General features: G+C 38.5%; 13 protein-coding genes and 1 tRNA gene. 8 read left to right on the top strand and 6 right to left on the bottom strand.

The window, feature by feature from the left end; translation table 11 throughout:
* Nucleotide 1 precedes the first annotated feature (1 nt).
* Both ACERCG_RS07475 and ACERCG_RS07470 read right to left on the bottom strand, forming a co-directional pair.
* Nucleotides 2-298: a Bor family protein gene (locus ACERCG_RS07475; RefSeq protein WP_373611413.1), complete on the bottom strand. Its 297-nt coding sequence runs from the start codon at nucleotides 296-298 to the stop codon at nucleotides 2-4.
* Nucleotides 299-322: 24 nt separating this feature from the next.
* Entirely contained in the window at nucleotides 323-601 is a 279-nt protein-coding gene (locus ACERCG_RS07470) for a Bor family protein (protein WP_006248149.1), read from the bottom strand.
* Between the two features lie 159 nt (nucleotides 602-760).
* Between ACERCG_RS07470 and ACERCG_RS07465 the strand changes: the two genes are divergently transcribed.
* The 3 genes from ACERCG_RS07465 to ACERCG_RS07455 all read left to right on the top strand — a co-directional run bounded on the left by ACERCG_RS07465 (nucleotide 761) and on the right by ACERCG_RS07455 (nucleotide 3,743).
* Nucleotides 761-2,737 (top strand): exoribonuclease II, encoded by a 1,977-nt coding sequence (locus tag ACERCG_RS07465; RefSeq protein ID WP_373611412.1) that lies wholly within the window; start codon nucleotides 761-763, stop codon nucleotides 2,735-2,737.
* A gap of 53 nt (nucleotides 2,738-2,790) precedes the next feature.
* Nucleotides 2,791-3,603, top strand: a complete 813-nt coding sequence (apaH, locus tag ACERCG_RS07460) for a bis(5'-nucleosyl)-tetraphosphatase (symmetrical) ApaH (RefSeq protein WP_373611411.1) — start codon at nucleotides 2,791-2,793, stop codon at nucleotides 3,601-3,603.
* A gap of 63 nt (nucleotides 3,604-3,666) precedes the next feature.
* Nucleotides 3,667-3,743 (top strand) — tRNA-Val (locus ACERCG_RS07455).
* A 56-nt stretch (nucleotides 3,744-3,799) separates the two neighbouring features.
* On the opposite strand, the gene ACERCG_RS07450 is transcribed toward ACERCG_RS07455, so the two are convergent.
* From ACERCG_RS07450 to ACERCG_RS07435, 4 genes are all read right to left on the bottom strand, one after another.
* Nucleotides 3,800-4,405, bottom strand: a complete 606-nt coding sequence (locus tag ACERCG_RS07450) for a DedA family protein (RefSeq protein WP_373611410.1) — start codon at nucleotides 4,403-4,405, stop codon at nucleotides 3,800-3,802.
* Between the two features lies 1 nt (nucleotide 4,406).
* Nucleotides 4,407-5,423 (bottom strand): HTH-type transcriptional repressor PurR, encoded by a 1,017-nt coding sequence (gene purR, locus ACERCG_RS07445; protein WP_373611409.1) that lies wholly within the window; start codon nucleotides 5,421-5,423, stop codon nucleotides 4,407-4,409.
* Nucleotides 5,424-5,550: 127 nt separating this feature from the next.
* Nucleotides 5,551-6,279: a carboxy-S-adenosyl-L-methionine synthase CmoA gene (gene cmoA / locus ACERCG_RS07440; RefSeq protein ID WP_373611408.1), complete on the bottom strand. Its 729-nt coding sequence runs from the start codon at nucleotides 6,277-6,279 to the stop codon at nucleotides 5,551-5,553.
* A 3-nt stretch (nucleotides 6,280-6,282) separates the two neighbouring features.
* Entirely contained in the window at nucleotides 6,283-7,065 is a 783-nt protein-coding gene (locus ACERCG_RS07435; RefSeq protein WP_373611407.1) for an alpha/beta fold hydrolase, read from the bottom strand.
* A 118-nt stretch (nucleotides 7,066-7,183) separates the two neighbouring features.
* On the opposite strand from ACERCG_RS07435, the gene seqA reads away from it, so the two are divergent.
* The 5 genes from seqA to mepA all read left to right on the top strand — a co-directional run bounded on the left by seqA (nucleotide 7,184) and on the right by mepA (nucleotide 14,583).
* On the top strand, nucleotides 7,184-7,753 hold the full coding sequence (seqA, locus tag ACERCG_RS07430) for a replication initiation negative regulator SeqA (RefSeq protein ID WP_373611406.1): 570 nt from the start codon (nucleotides 7,184-7,186) through the stop codon (nucleotides 7,751-7,753).
* A 21-nt stretch (nucleotides 7,754-7,774) separates the two neighbouring features.
* Nucleotides 7,775-9,205 carry an o-succinylbenzoate--CoA ligase gene (menE, locus tag ACERCG_RS07425; RefSeq protein WP_373611435.1) on the top strand — a complete coding sequence of 477 codons (1,431 nt, stop codon included), beginning with the start codon at nucleotides 7,775-7,777 and terminating at the stop codon, nucleotides 9,203-9,205.
* Nucleotides 9,198-12,581, top strand: coding sequence for a mechanosensitive channel MscK (gene mscK, locus ACERCG_RS07420; RefSeq protein ID WP_373611405.1), 3,384 nt, complete (start codon nucleotides 9,198-9,200; stop codon nucleotides 12,579-12,581). The genes menE and mscK overlap by 8 nt, the downstream gene beginning before the upstream one ends.
* Before the next feature lie 2 nt (nucleotides 12,582-12,583).
* Entirely contained in the window at nucleotides 12,584-13,666 is a 1,083-nt protein-coding gene (aroC, locus tag ACERCG_RS07415; RefSeq protein WP_373611404.1) for a chorismate synthase, read from the top strand.
* Between the two features lie 89 nt (nucleotides 13,667-13,755).
* Nucleotides 13,756-14,583 (top strand): penicillin-insensitive murein endopeptidase, encoded by an 828-nt coding sequence (mepA, locus tag ACERCG_RS07410; RefSeq protein WP_373611403.1) that lies wholly within the window; start codon nucleotides 13,756-13,758, stop codon nucleotides 14,581-14,583.
* Nucleotides 14,584-14,604 lie beyond the last annotated feature (21 nt).

Below are 14,604 nucleotides of genomic sequence, written 5' to 3'. Positions count from 1 at the left end.
ATTATTTACAATATACGTTTGCTGTACGAGGAGTATAAATACCAATAGTAACAATACCAACTAGAATATTACTACCAGATAAAACAGTTTCTACTTGATTAACTTTATCTGTCGAACCACAAATCTCGGTAACGTTCAATGTTTCTTCTTGTCCAATCCCGCCTATAAAGAACGACTGAGTTACACTCTTAGTTGGTTTAATATTATCAGTAACTTTGCCGCTAATATGGGCAGTTTGTGTTGTACATGCCGTAGTCAGCAGGGCTGTTAATACAGATATAGCAAGCAATTTTTTCATTTTAAACTCCTTAAATTACTAGGATTAGTTACAATATACACGGATTTGGCGAGGTGAATAGATACCATAAGTAATTGTACCTAACAAGCCATTAAAGAAAGTAGTTTCAGTTTCTACCTTTCCTACCTTATCTGCACCATTACAAATTTTTGCTGCATCTATCTCTTGTTTTTGAGCAAGCCCAGAAACAAAGAAGTGTTGAACACGATCATATTGAGCTTCCTTAGCAGGAGATAGTTCAAGTGTTTGAGTAGAACAGGCTGCTAAAGAAAATACTGTTGCAATTGCAAGTAATTTTTTCATTGAAAAGTCTCCATTATTTTTAAATGGATTATATTCTACTAACCTTTATAAGTTATAGCAACAGCATTTATTTGCTGAACTTGGTTCAAATCCGTTATAATGCCATTGTTTTTTTCGGTGCAACGATAGCACCTTTTTTTATTTTTAAAATGAGAAATTATGTTTCAAAACAATCCCCTTTTAGCCCAGCTCAAACAACAAATTGAAGCCAGCAAAGAATATGTAGAAGGCGTTGTCAAAGCCTCAGACAAAGCATTCGGTTTTCTAGAATGTGATAAAAAAAGCTATTTTATTCCACCTGCGGAAATGAAAAAAGTAATGCACGGTGATTCAGTGAAAGCCGTAGTCAAACGTGATGGCGACAAAGAACAAGTGGAAATTGATTCTCTACTTGAACCGATGCTTGATAGATTTATCGCTCAAGTGCGTTTAAATAAAGAAGGTAAATTACAATTAGCCGTTGATCACCCAAGCATTAAGCAAACTATTCCTGCCAATACGCACAAAAAAGTAACTGAAAAATTAGAAAATGGCGATTGGGTTGTGGCACAATTAAAAAAGCACCCTTTGCGTGATGACCGTTTTTTCTTTGCTCAAGTAACGCAATTTATTTGTAAAAAGGACGATAATTTCGCTCCTTGGTGGGTAACGCTTGCTCGCCACGAACAACCTCGTGAACCTGTTGCCAATGAAAAAAGCTATGAATTGCACAATGAATTAGAACGTGAAGATTTAACTCATCTTTACTTCACAACAATCGATAGCCCAAGCACGCAAGATATGGACGATGCGTTATATATCGAGCCAATCAAAGAGAACGATATGCAAATAGGCTGGCGTTTAGTGGTGGCGATTGCAGACCCAACTGCCTATATTCCTGAAAACTCTAATATTGAGAAAGCGGCTCGCCAGCGTTGCTTCACCAACTATTTACCGGGCTTTAACATTCCAATGTTACCTCGTGAATTGTCTGATGATCTCTGCTCACTTGTACCGAATGAGAAACGCCCTGCATTAGTAGGCTTTATAGAAACCGATTTAGAAGGCAATTTCACTAAAGAAGCAACCTTCACCTCTGCTTGGATTAAATCGAAAGACAGACTGGCTTATGACAATGTCTCTGATTACCTTGAAGGCGTAGCAAATGCGTGGCAGCCAGAATCGGAAGAAACTAAGCAACAAATCGACTGGTTGCACCAATTCACACAAGCGCGTATCCAATGGCGTGCTAAAAATGCCTTATTATTCAAAGAGCAAGGCGATTATAAATTTGAGCTAAATGAAGATGGTTCTGTTAAAGATATTCACATTGAATATCGCCGTATTGCAAATCAAATGATTGAAGAATCAATGATTATTGCTAACATCAGCTGTGCCAAATTCCTAAGCCAACACGCCCGAACAGGTGTATTCAACACGCATTCAGGTTTTGATCCGAAAAATTATGAATTGGTTAAATCATTTTTACTGCAAACCTTAGCAACAGATGAAAACCGTAATAAACTGGCAGAACGCTATTCTGCTGAACGCTTAGCAACCTTAGAAGGCTATTGTGAAATGCAGCGTGATATTCAAGATTTCCCGGAGAAATTCTTGGAACTTCGCTTACGCCGCTACCTTACTTTTGCGGAATTTAGATCAGAGGTTGCCCCTCATTTTGGCTTGGGGATCAGTCACTATGCCACTTGGACATCGCCAATCCGCAAATATGGCGATATGGTAAATCACCGTTTAATCAAGCAAGTATTGTTAGGTAAACAATCCTCAACGGTGGAAGAAAACGTACTTACTCGTCTGCAAGAAGCTCGCCGCCAAAACCGATTAGTAGAACGTGATATTGCTGACTGGCTCTATGCTCGCTATCTTTTCCCAATGGTAGAACACGCGATCGAATTTGAGTGTGAAATTGCAGATGTTTCTCGAGGTGGTTTGCGTGCTAAAGTCATTCAAAATGGTGCTCAAATTTTCGTACCATTCTCAACTTTACACGACAATAAAGATGAGATGGAATACCGCCAAGAAGAATTGGCAATTTACATCAAGGGCGAAAAAGCCTACCAAATCGGACAATCTGTACGCGTTAAATTAACCGAAGTACGGTTAGAAACCCGTTCTATTGTGGGAAATATTATCTAGTGTTGTAGGGGCAAATTGCAATTTGCCCCTAGCCTATTTTAGGGAAATCATCAATGGCAACTTATATTGTAGGCGACCTGCACGGTTGCTTTAAGGAATTTCAGCTTTTATTGGAAAAAGTCAATTACACTCCTGAGCAAGATGAACTCTTTTTAACGGGCGATTTAGTTGCTCGTGGTGAAGATTCTCTAGCTTGCCTACGTTTTGTAAAAGATCCTACCAATAATGCTAAAACTGTTTTAGGTAATCACGACCTACATTTACTTTCTACATTGCTTGGTATCAAACGAGTAAAGCCGAATGATAAAGTTGCTCCTATTTTCCAAGTAGAAGATCGTCTGGAATTGCAAAATTGGCTAAGAAATCGACCGCTTGCAATCCATCACCCAACGCATAAATTTCTCCTTGTTCACGCAGGCATTAGCCCAGAATGGGATTTAGCTACCACATTAAATTGTGCGAAAGAAGCCGAAAGAGTGCTACAAAGTTCAGAATACGCTGATTATATCGCTCAAATGTATGAAAATAATCCGCAACGATGGTCTGAAGATTTACAAGGAATTGAACGCTGGCGTTATATCATTAATGTGCTAACCCGTATGCGTTTTTGCTACACCGACAAGCGGTTAGATTTTGAGTGTAAATTACCAGTTGAAGAAGCCCCCAAAGATCTTGTGGCTTGGTTTGAATTAGATAATCCTCTCTATAAAGAACAAGAAATTATTTTTGGACATTGGGCAAGTTTAATGGGTAAATGCCCTTATCGAAATATTCACGCTTTAGACACTGGCTGTGCTTGGGGAAGCCATTTAACAATGCTCCGCTGGGAAGATAAACAGATTTTCACGCAAAAGCGTTTAAAATAAGAGCATTCAAGAAAAAGCATATTGCACAGTCCTCTTTTTTCCAATAGAATGCTTCCCATTAATGCGACTATAGCTCAGTTGGTTAGAGCACCACCTTGACATGGTGGGGGTCACTGGTTCGAGTCCAGCTAGTCGCACCATATTCCAAAGCAAAAGGCTATCAACGTTGATAGCCTTTTGTCATTTTCATCTCTATTTATTCCGCTGATTTTGCTTTTTTCTTTTTATACCATTTCCAACCGAAAAATAAAATAACAATACCTAGAATAGCAAAAATAGCGTGCTGACCATTACTAACCTGTTCTTTTAACCAGCCTAAGTTAGATGCACCATAATCGCCTAAATAGACCCAAATTGGTACAGAAATAATCGCAGCAAAGAAATCAACAAGTAAGAACTTTACGAAGCTCACTTTTCGAGTAATACCTGATACTAGATAGACTACCGCACGTAAACCCGGTAAGAATCGAGCCATAAAGAGTAATTTCCAGCCTTGTGTTTCAAAACGCTCTTGCACCATAGCAAAGCGTTCAGGCGTGGCAATTTTTCGGATAAATGGAAACTGTAGAATTTTTTCGCCATAGATTCTACCTAGCCAGTACATTGTGCTATCGCCAATAAGTACACCAAGCATACTCACAACCAACATCCAATGCACGTTGGTATAACCTAGCCCTGAAATTACACCACCCGAAACTAAGGTGATATCTTCTGGAATAGGTAAACCAAATCCACAGGCAAGTAAAACCAAAAATACTGCCCAGTATCCATAGCTACTAAAAAATTCAATTAACGTTTCCATATTACTCCTTAATTGTTAAATTTCTTACTGATTTGCGTTTTACTAATTCTGGGAAAAACTCTAAAACTTTAGGCTCTTTCGCTTTTTCGTTATTCTCTATACGCTCTAGTAATAGCTCTAAAGCAGCAGCCCCCAAACGTGATTTTGATTGGTGTATTGTAGTGAGTGGCGGTGCATAAAAGCGTGAGCTATGTACATTATCATACCCGATCACAGAAATATCTTGCGGCACATTTAAGCCTTTCTCCGTAATAGCAGAAATTGCCCCTAATGCCATCACATCATTAAAGCAAAATACTGCTGTCGGTAGATCTCTATTTTTAAGCAGGTTATTCATACATTCATAGCCACCCTCAGGCTCAAAATCTCCCTCTTGAATCCATTCATTACGGATAGATAAGTCAACATCGGATAATGCCTTTTTCACCCCTTCAAAACGCCTGCGGGCAAGTTCTTTCTCTAAATTTCCTGTAATGACCGCAATGTTTTTATGCCCATTTTCAATGAGATGTTGAGTAGCCAAATAACCACCATCAAAGCCGTGATCTAAAATCACATCGTAACGTTCATCACTTCTGCCCCAGTCCATAATTACCATCGGGAGGTGTGTATTTGCAAAAATATCGAATGAATTAGCTGTATATTCCGAACACATTACTAAAATACCATCCACTCTTTTTTTGATGAGCATATCTAAGTGGTTTTGAATCTTTTCTGACTTATTTTGTGTATTACACAAAAACAGTGAGTAACCTTTGCTGTAGCAAAATTCCTCCACTGCCAACACAATTTCTGCAAAAAATGGCGATTCGCTAGTGGTGATAATCATACCAATCGATTTAGTCGTATTAATTTTTAAACTGCGAGCCACCGCACTAGGAGAATAATTTAATGTTTTAATTGCCTCCCAAACAGCTTTGGTAGTGTCTTCCGCCACAAAGCGGGTTTTATTGATAACGTGTGAAACCGTTGTGGTTGAGACTCCAGCCTGTTTGGCGACATCTTTTATGGTTGCCATACATTTACCTCCAAATAATTATCGGATCATTATAACTGATTATTCTCAGCTTTGTTGTAAATAAAAAAGAGCACGCTGTTTTTATTTTCCTTTAAGTTGCAAAACTTTTATAAAAAATCACCGCTTGTTAAGATTTAATTGCAATCATTGAGCCGAAATTAAAACATTGAAACCATAATTCTATTTGTTCAAAGCCTGCCTGTTTTAAGCGTGATTTGTGCGTTTCAATACTATCGGTCCGCATTACATTTTCAAGTGCATTACGCTTTTGGCTGACTTCTAATTCACTATAGCCGTTTGCTCGTTTGAATGTATGATGAAGATCGATCAATAGTTCATTCATCGCTTCGCTTTCAAAAGTAAATTTTTCGGATAGCACCAAAATCCCCTTTGAATTTAATCCTTGATAAATTTTTTGTAACAGAACCAGACGATCTTCTCTCGGCAGAAATTGTAACGTGAAATTAAGTACCACCATTGAGGCATTATTAATTTCAATTTGGCGAATATCATCGAGTAGAATTTCAACAGGAATATCCGAATGATAAGCACCCAAGTGCGTTTTACAACGCTCTACCATTGGCTGTGAATTATCCACTCCGATAATTTGTACATTTTTCACTTTTACATTACGGCGAATGGATAAAATCCCTGCCCCTCTTGAGCAACCTAAATCATAAACCCTTGAATTATCAGTTACAAAGCGTTCCGCCAACATTCCAATAGCAGTAATAATATTAGAATAGCCCGGTACAGAGCGTTGGATCATATCAGGAAAAACTTCCGCCACCGATTCATCAAAAGTAAAATCACCTAATTTTTCAATAGGTGCGGAAAATAACGTATCTCTTTGCATTTTCTATTTCTCTAAAAATTTGTTAATAGCTCGTACAACCGCTTCCGGTTTTGCAGCGTGAACCCAATGATCCGCATTGGCAACAATAAAGGATTTGGCTTGCGGAAATTGTTTCAATATGGTTTCCGTATGTTCTGCCAGAATATAATCCGACAACGCACCTTTAATAAACAGTGTTGGTTTATCAACAAACACCTCATTCCAATCCATTAAATTCTGATAATTTTGCGCTAATGCAGTTAAATTAAAGCGGAAGGATTGCTCGCTTTTTGCATCAAAGGATTTCAACATAAATTGCTGAACCCCTTCATTGGGAATATACTCTGCCATTACCACTTTTGCCTGTTGGCGAGTTTGAGGCTTCTCTGCTTTTACTGCAAATAAGCCTGCAATAATCTGCTTATGGCGGTTTTGCGTATAGGTTACAGGGGCAATATCAATCACAATTAATTTATCCACCAATTCTGGAGCAAGATTGGCTAATGCCATTGCACTTTTTCCGCCCATAGAATGCCCTACAATAATGGCATTTTGGATATTTTGTTCAATAAACAGCTCTTTTAAATCTTGAGCAATCAACGCATAATCCATCTCGGGAGAGTGGAAAGATCCACCGTGATTTCTAAGATCTACCCTCAACACGGTATAATCTTCGGTAAATGACTTGGCGATAATGCCTAAATTATTCATATCGCCAAATAATCCGTGCAAGAACACCATTGTTTGGGCGTTTGGGTTATTTACGGCTGGCTGGTAAAGAAAATTTAAACCTGATTTTTTTGTCATATAAATGTCGTTTTTAGCATAATTTTTCAATTAAGATCCTCTATAAAAACGCTTAGAAATGCGTATAATAGCACACATAATTAATGCTATATTATGTTCAAAAAGAATGAGGATCCCGATGAAAAAAATCGAAATTGATGATGAATTATATCAATATATTGCCAGTCGTACACAATCTATTGGTGAAACGGCATCAGATATTTTGCGTCGTTTACTCAGATTACCGCAATCGCCTCAGCCTTTTGTGTTAGTGCAAGAGCATATGATCAACGAATTAAAAGAGTTGGTTAAAACACCTTCTCGTGCGGCAACCAAGAAAGATGAATCCAATGCGGAGAAAACCGTTGCTAAGTTGGAAGACATTTTAAATTCAGAGCATTTTATGAATGAAAATAAAAATGTTGTGCGTTTTATTATGCTATTAGCCGCTCTCTACCGTTCTAATCCTACTGCGTTCGCTAAAGCTACAGAAAAAGTGCGGGGTAACGAACGTATCTATTTTTCAAAAAGCGAAGAAGAAATTTTAGCAACAGGCAGCGGTGTAAAAGCTAAACAGATTCCTGATTCACCATTTTGGGTGATTACCAATAATAACACAGCTCGTAAAGGGCTTATTTTAAAAGGCGTGATGGAATCTATGCAAGTGCCTGCTAAATTGATTGAGCGTATTCAAGCTCTTTTTGTATAAAGCCCTTAGTATACATCAATGCTGCTTCATTCTCCCCTATTTCCTACTCAATTTTGGGCTGAAAACACAGCCCAAGATATTGCCATTATACGAGAAAAAGGGGAAACCGATTATTTCCCTCATCTTCCAGCTCAATTGAATTGGGCGGAATGTCAATATTTGCTTCAACAAGTTTGTTCTGTTTTAAAAACTCAAAACGTTACTTCTGAATGCTTAGTAGCTTATTGTGGCAGTAATCGTTTTTGTGGATTACTGGCTTATTGTGCCACGTTATCACTAGGAGCAAAAATCTTAATGCTCAACCCTGCACAAACTCAAGCACAACAACAAGCTATCTTAGAAGAAACAGGCGTTGATGTGTTTATTACTGATGAAATATTTGCAAATTTTTCAGCAAAAATAACCGCTTGTAACCCATTACCAAGTCTTGATTTTGAGCAAGCAGCAACACTAACCCTAACTTCTGGCTCAACAGGTATGCCTAAAGCGGCTGTGCATTCAATTTCTGCTCATTTATATAGTGCCGAAGGTGTATGTGAATTGATGGGATTTGAAAAAACGCACGCTTGGCTATTGAGTTTGCCCTTATTCCACGTTTCAGGGCAAGGCATTGTGTGGCGTTGGTTGCTCAAAGGGGCAACGCTTTATGTAAATGAAAGCAAAGATGCCTTCTTTACGTTGCTCAAACAAGTCAGCCACGCATCACTTGTGCCAACACAATTACAACGTTATTTAACTCAGTTAAATTACCCAATGAAGCAAAAATGCTTATTAGGCGGCACAGCTATCCCTGCAGAACTTGTGGCTCAAGCCCAACAGCAAGGTATTACCACCTTTTGTGGTTATGGTATGACAGAAATGGCTTCTACCGTTTGTGCCGTAGAAAATGAATTGGATAATGTGGGTTATCCTTTAAATCATCGAGAAGTCAAACTTGAAAACGGCGAAGTTTGGGTAAAAGGCAAACCACTTGCTTTAGGTTATTGGCAAAAAGGCTATTTGCAAAATAATCAGCAAATTCGACCGCTTGTAAACGAACAAGGCTGGTTTGCCACCAAAGACAGAGGCGAATGGAACAGTAAAAAACAGCTTGTAATAAAAGGGCGATTGGATAATATGTTTATTTCGGGCGGCGAGAATATTCAACCTGAAGAGATCGAGCTGATCATTTTTCGCTCTAACCTTGTGGAACAAGTATTTGTTCTACCTATTAATGATAACGAATTTGGGCAACGACCAATCGCCGTTGTACAATTCAAACAACCTAATTTAGCACGAGAAGTTAATAAATTAAAAATTTGGTTGTCTGATAAATTAGAAAAATTTAAACAGCCTGTTGCGTATTACTTACTGGATATTGAACAATACCAAACGCAAGGGACAATCAAAATTTCACGCAAGCAATTACAACAAGATATACAGAATAAAAAAATAAAGGAAATCTATGTTTAAACCAATACTAAAAACCTTTTTTCTCAGCTTAGGACTTATATTTGCTGCAAATAGCTCTGTCTTAGCTGAAGTTCCACTTCAAAAAGCCGTTCAGAGCCAGCTTGATAGTGCTAAAAAATTAGATCAAGCGGATGCAAACAATAAAGCCTTAGTGCAAACACTTGAGGATACTCTGTCGTTTCTCTCTCAAATTGAGAAACAGAAGGTAGATAATGAAGCTTTGAATAAATCTATTCAAGAGGCTCAAAAAGCCTTAGCTACCAGCCAAAGTAATCTTGAAAAATTAAAAGAGACTGTTGTCCCAAGCGTGGAAGATTTGGCAAAAAAAACAACCACCGATTTACAAAAAGAACTTACCGCAGCACAAGCTAAGCTAGAAACGGTACAACACGATTTAAGCCTAATCAATAATAATTTGGTGGCTCAAAATACTGCACCGGATAAAGCTCAAGCTGCATTAACTGAAATGGTAAAACGTAAGCAGGAAATTAATACCCAGCTTTCTGCTGCCAATATTCAAAGCGAACTTCGTTCTAAGCTAGAAACAGAACTGGAACTGATTGAGTTAAAAAATACTTATAACCAAACATTACTAAATGGCAGTGATAGCTTAGCTGCGGTGTATTCTTCCCAACTAGAGGAAAAAAGACAAGAACAGCAAAATCTACAGGCTGAAATTGCTAACTTACAAACGGCAATCAACAATCAGATCGTAGAGGAATCAAAAAATAAATTAGAGCAAGCACAAGCAGTTCAAAATCAGCAAAATAATGCAACAACTAATCCTGTTATTTTAGGTGAATTGGATTTAAACACTAAAATAACACAGGAATTGCTTGAGCAAACCAAAGATATGACACAGTTATCGCAAGATAATTTACGTATTAAAAGCGTGCTTGATAATCTTCAACAAACTCAACGTAATATTGAAGAGCAAATTAGCTCATTACAAGGTACGTTGGTGCTTTCTCGTATTATCAATAAGCAAAAACAATCATTACCGCAAGATGAGATGATTTCGGGCATTTCTAAACAAATTACCGATTTGCGTGTGCGTGTTTTTGATATGACAGAGCTAAGAGATTCTTTCTCAAATATCAATGCTTATATTACTAAATTAGAAAAAGATAGGAAAACTACCTTTACTGCTGAAGAAAAATCACAACTAACAACGATTTTGCAAGAGCGTTCAGCCACCTTGTCTGAAATAATTAAATCTTTGAATAGTCAGCTTAATTTATTGATTAATATTGAATTAAACCAACAGCAGGTTCAAACCATTAGCGATACTTTGCAACAAAAGCTCCAGCAACAAAGTTTCTGGGTAAAAAGTAATAGCCCGATGGACTTAGAATGGTTCAGTAAATTTATTGATATCGCTCACTATCAAATTCTTGATATTGGTAAAAAACTCAATTTCTCAAACTGGAGTGATAATATTGTGCCAGCAGGGATTTTAGTGACTATTTTATTATTGCTTGCCGCCTTTATTAATCGTCAAAAAGATAAGATTAAACAAAAACTCCACCATATCAATAACCGATTAAAAATTATTGCAACAGATAGTCAATGGAATACACCACTTGCTATTTTTTGGACTGTGGTGCTTTGTTTGCCAAGTACTCTCGTTTTCTTAGCAAGTTTCATTGCCATTACTTATATTTCTTTAGAAAATCCACAAGAAGTTTGGACTTGGGGATTAAAAATGGCAGCCTATTGGCTCTATTTTGCCTTCTTGGTGGCGATGCTACGCCCACACGGTATCGGGCATATCCACTTTAATATGCCACAAAAAAGTAATGAAATTTTCCGTAATATTTTAAGACGCTCAGTTTGGCTCATCGCGTTATTGCTCAACACTTCTATTTTTACTAATTTAGAGACTGGTGTTGCTTACGATGTACTTGGGCAAACAATGACTATTTTCGTCTTGATTTTAATGATCTGGATGATTGCTCCAGCCTTTAGACAAGCTATTTCAACTTATGAAAATGTAACGCACGAGCAGACTAAAGAATCGAAAAGTGTTCTGCTAACAATCGTGAAATTAGTCTTGCTGATTGCCCCTGTGGTTCTCATTATCCTGATTGTATTGGGCTATTACTACACGGCGTTAGTGATTATTGAGCATTTAATTGCTTCTTATTTTGCCATTATTACTTGGATTATTGTCCGTAATATTCTCTATCGTGCTTTCTCTATTTCTGCTCGTCGTCTTGCTTATCGTCGTTTACAGGAGAAAAGAGAAGCGGCAGAAGCTAAAGCTCGTGCTAAAGCAGAACAAAATAATGAAAACCCTGATGGTGTTGAAATTCCTTTCGAGCTAAAAGAGGATTCTATTGCTGTTAGCGAAGTGAAAGACCAAATGCTGAAATTAACCGATTTCGTGCTTTGGATTGGTCTATTTGTACTGTTCTACTGGGTGTGGTCGGACTTAATTACCGTTGCTCTCTACTTAGATGGTGTAACCTTATGGCAGCAAAGCGTAACCACAGAAGCAGGCATTGTGATGGAATCTATCACATTGCTGAATTTACTGACCGCTATTCTCATTATTGTAGTAATGGTGGTATTAATTCGTAACTTGAGTGGTCTGTTAGAAGCCTTGATTTTCTCACACGTTAAACTATCTCAAGGCACACCATACACAATTACTACTCTTCTTACCTATATGATTATTGCATTGGGTGCGATCTTTGCCTTCGGCACATTAGGAATGTCTTGGAGTAAGCTCCAATGGTTACTCACCGCACTTTCCGTTGGTTTGGGTTTCGGTATGCAAGAGATCTTTGCAAACTTCGTTTCAGGTATTATCATCTTATTTGAACGCCCAATGCGTATTGGCGATACTATTACCATTGGCACATATAGTGGCACAGTCTCAAAAATTCGTATTCGTGCAACAACCCTCATTGATTTTGATGGTAAAGAAGTTATCGTACCAAACAAAGCATTCGTAACTGAACGCTTAGTAAACTGGGCGTTAAGTAGCACAGCAACCCGTATTATTGTTCAAGTTGGTGTTGCTTACGGGTCTGATGTGGAGTTAGTTAAACGCTTGTTACTACAAGTAGCGGAAGAAAATCCGAAAGTATTGAAAGATCCTCAACCAAGAGCTTACTTCCTCACATTCGGTGCAAGTACATTGGATCACGAATTAAGAGCTTATGTGAATGATTTATCTGATCGTAATCCAACGATTGATGCACTTAATACCCATATCCATCAGCTCTTTAATGAGCATAATATTGATATTGCGTTTAACCAATTAGATGTGTATATCAAAAACAACGATACACAAGATGAAATTAAAGTAGGCTCAAAACGCTTTGATTTTGAACTACCAAATAACATAACAACAAAAGAAAAGGATTAAAGATGGCAGGCAACAGCATTGGACAATTATTTAAAGTAACCACTTTTGGCGAATCTCACGGTATTGCATTAGGCTGTATTGTAGATGGTGTTCCACCTAATATGGAATTAAGCGAAGCTGATTTACAGCCTGATCTAGACCGCCGTAAACCCGGTACTTCACGCTACACCACCCCTCGCCGTGAAGATGATGAAGTGCAAATTTTATCAGGGGTATTTGAAGGTAAAACAACGGGTACAAGTATCGGCTTAATCATTAAAAATGGCGACCAACGCTCACAAGATTATGGCGATATTGCAGAAAAATTTAGACCAGGGCACGCTGATTACACTTACCAACAAAAATATGGCATTCGTGATTATCGTGGTGGTGGTCGCTCCTCTGCTCGTGAAACCGCAATGCGTGTTGCGGCTGGTGCTATTGCAAAAAAATATTTGCGTGAGCAATTTGGCATTGAGGTTAGAGGCTATCTTTCTCAAATTGGCAAAGTCAAAATTGATCCAAAAACAGTTGAAAATATTGAACAAATTGACTGGCAAGCAGTCAATAGTAATCCATTCTTCTGCCCTGATCCTGTCGCGATTGAAGGTTTTGATGCGTTAATTCGTGAACTGAAAAAAGAAGGCGATTCGATTGGTGCAAAACTGACTGTAATTGCAGAAAATGTGCCTGTTGGCTTAGGCGAACCAGTGTTCGACCGATTAGATGCTGATCTCGCCCACGCATTAATGTCTATTAACGCAGTAAAAGCAGTTGAAATTGGCGATGGTTTTGCCGTTGTTGAACAACGTGGTAGCGAACACCGTGATGAAATGACACCGGAAGGTTTTCTGTCTAACCACGCAGGCGGTATTTTAGGCGGAATCAGCTCTGGTCAGCCGATTATTGCGAATATTGCTCTCAAACCGACATCAAGCATTACCATTCCGGGAAAAAGCGTGAACAAAAATAACGAGCCTGTTGAAGTTATTACCAAAGGTAGACACGACCCTTGTGTTGGTATTCGTGCCGTGCCGATTGCAGAAGCAATGATGGCGATTGTGTTGTTAGATCACCTCTTAAGATTTAAGGCACAGTGCCGCTAAAATTTTATTCGTAGGGGCAAATAATTATTTGCCCCTAAAAACAGAACACATAAATAGGGCAAAAAATATTTTGCCCCTACATATTAAAAATGAAATTATTAAACACTCTTTTTATCTCAAGCCTTGCACTAGCAAGCACTACGGTTACCGCAACACAATGGGAAAAAATCAAAACTCCTGTTCAAGGTAAAGCACAATCTATTGGTGGATATAGCAACGGCTGTATTATCGGAGCAGAGCCATTAGCATTAAAAGGCGATGGTTACCAAGTCATTCGCTCAGCTCGTAACCGCTACTATGGTCACCCACAGCTGCTCGATTATCTTACTAATTTAGGTAAAAAAACCAAAGAAGCTGGAATCCCAACTATTTTAATCGGCGATATGGGTATGCCTGCAGGCGGACGCTTTGCTTCAGGACATGCCTCTCACCAAACAGGGCTTGATGCCGATATTTGGCTGAGATTTGGTCCAATGGACGATGCCACCGCTCGCAATCCTGCTGGGCTTGCGACCATTATGGTTAATCGTAATACACAACGAGTTGATGACAATTTATGGAATCAGCACCATACCAACTTAATTAAAATTGCTGCTACGGATCATCGTGTTGATCGCATTTTCGTAAACCCTGCAATTAAAGTGAAGCTCTGCCAGACAGCAGGCTCTGATCGTGGCTGGTTGCGTAAAATCCGCCCTTGGTATGGACACGATTCACACTTCCACGTTCGCTTAACCTGCCCTGCTGATGCGGCAAATTGTGAGAATCAATCCCCAGTTCCAGCAGGCGATGGTTGTGGTGAAGAACTTTACTCTTGGTTCGAGCCTAAGACGGATACAGGTACACCTAGAGCAAAAGTATTACCAACACCGCCAGTTCAATGCCAGATGATTTTATCCGAATACGGTTTGAATTAATTTACGAAAATATTCATTTAG

It is taken from the genome of Mannheimia sp. E30BD, from assembly GCF_041807785.1.
Classification (GTDB): Bacteria; Pseudomonadota; Gammaproteobacteria; order Enterobacterales; family Pasteurellaceae; genus Mannheimia.
Note: the sequence above shows the minus strand (reverse complement) of the source record. Positions and strands in the feature narration are given on the sequence as shown.

Excerpts from the sequence above, each read along its gene's own strand:
- ACERCG_RS07475 (WP_373611413.1), bottom strand. The coding sequence starts at position 298 with ATGAAAAAATTGCTTGCTATATCTGTATTAACAGCCCTGCTGACTACG.
- ACERCG_RS07470 (WP_006248149.1), bottom strand. The coding sequence starts at position 601 with ATGAAAAAATTACTTGCAATTGCAACAGTATTTTCTTTAGCAGCCTGT.
- ACERCG_RS07465 (WP_373611412.1), top strand. The coding sequence starts at position 761 with ATGTTTCAAAACAATCCCCTTTTAGCCCAGCTCAAACAACAAATTGAA.
- apaH (WP_373611411.1), top strand. The coding sequence starts at position 2,791 with ATGGCAACTTATATTGTAGGCGACCTGCACGGTTGCTTTAAGGAATTT.
- ACERCG_RS07450 (WP_373611410.1), bottom strand. The coding sequence starts at position 4,405 with ATGGAAACGTTAATTGAATTTTTTAGTAGCTATGGATACTGGGCAGTA.
- purR (WP_373611409.1), bottom strand. The coding sequence starts at position 5,423 with ATGGCAACCATAAAAGATGTCGCCAAACAGGCTGGAGTCTCAACCACA.
- cmoA (WP_373611408.1), bottom strand. The coding sequence starts at position 6,279 with ATGCAAAGAGATACGTTATTTTCCGCACCTATTGAAAAATTAGGTGAT.
- ACERCG_RS07435 (WP_373611407.1), bottom strand. The coding sequence starts at position 7,065 with ATGACAAAAAAATCAGGTTTAAATTTTCTTTACCAGCCAGCCGTAAAT.
- seqA (WP_373611406.1), top strand. The coding sequence starts at position 7,184 with ATGAAAAAAATCGAAATTGATGATGAATTATATCAATATATTGCCAGT.
- mscK (WP_373611405.1), top strand. The coding sequence starts at position 9,198 with ATGTTTAAACCAATACTAAAAACCTTTTTTCTCAGCTTAGGACTTATA.
- aroC (WP_373611404.1), top strand. The coding sequence starts at position 12,584 with ATGGCAGGCAACAGCATTGGACAATTATTTAAAGTAACCACTTTTGGC.
- mepA (WP_373611403.1), top strand. The coding sequence starts at position 13,756 with ATGAAATTATTAAACACTCTTTTTATCTCAAGCCTTGCACTAGCAAGC.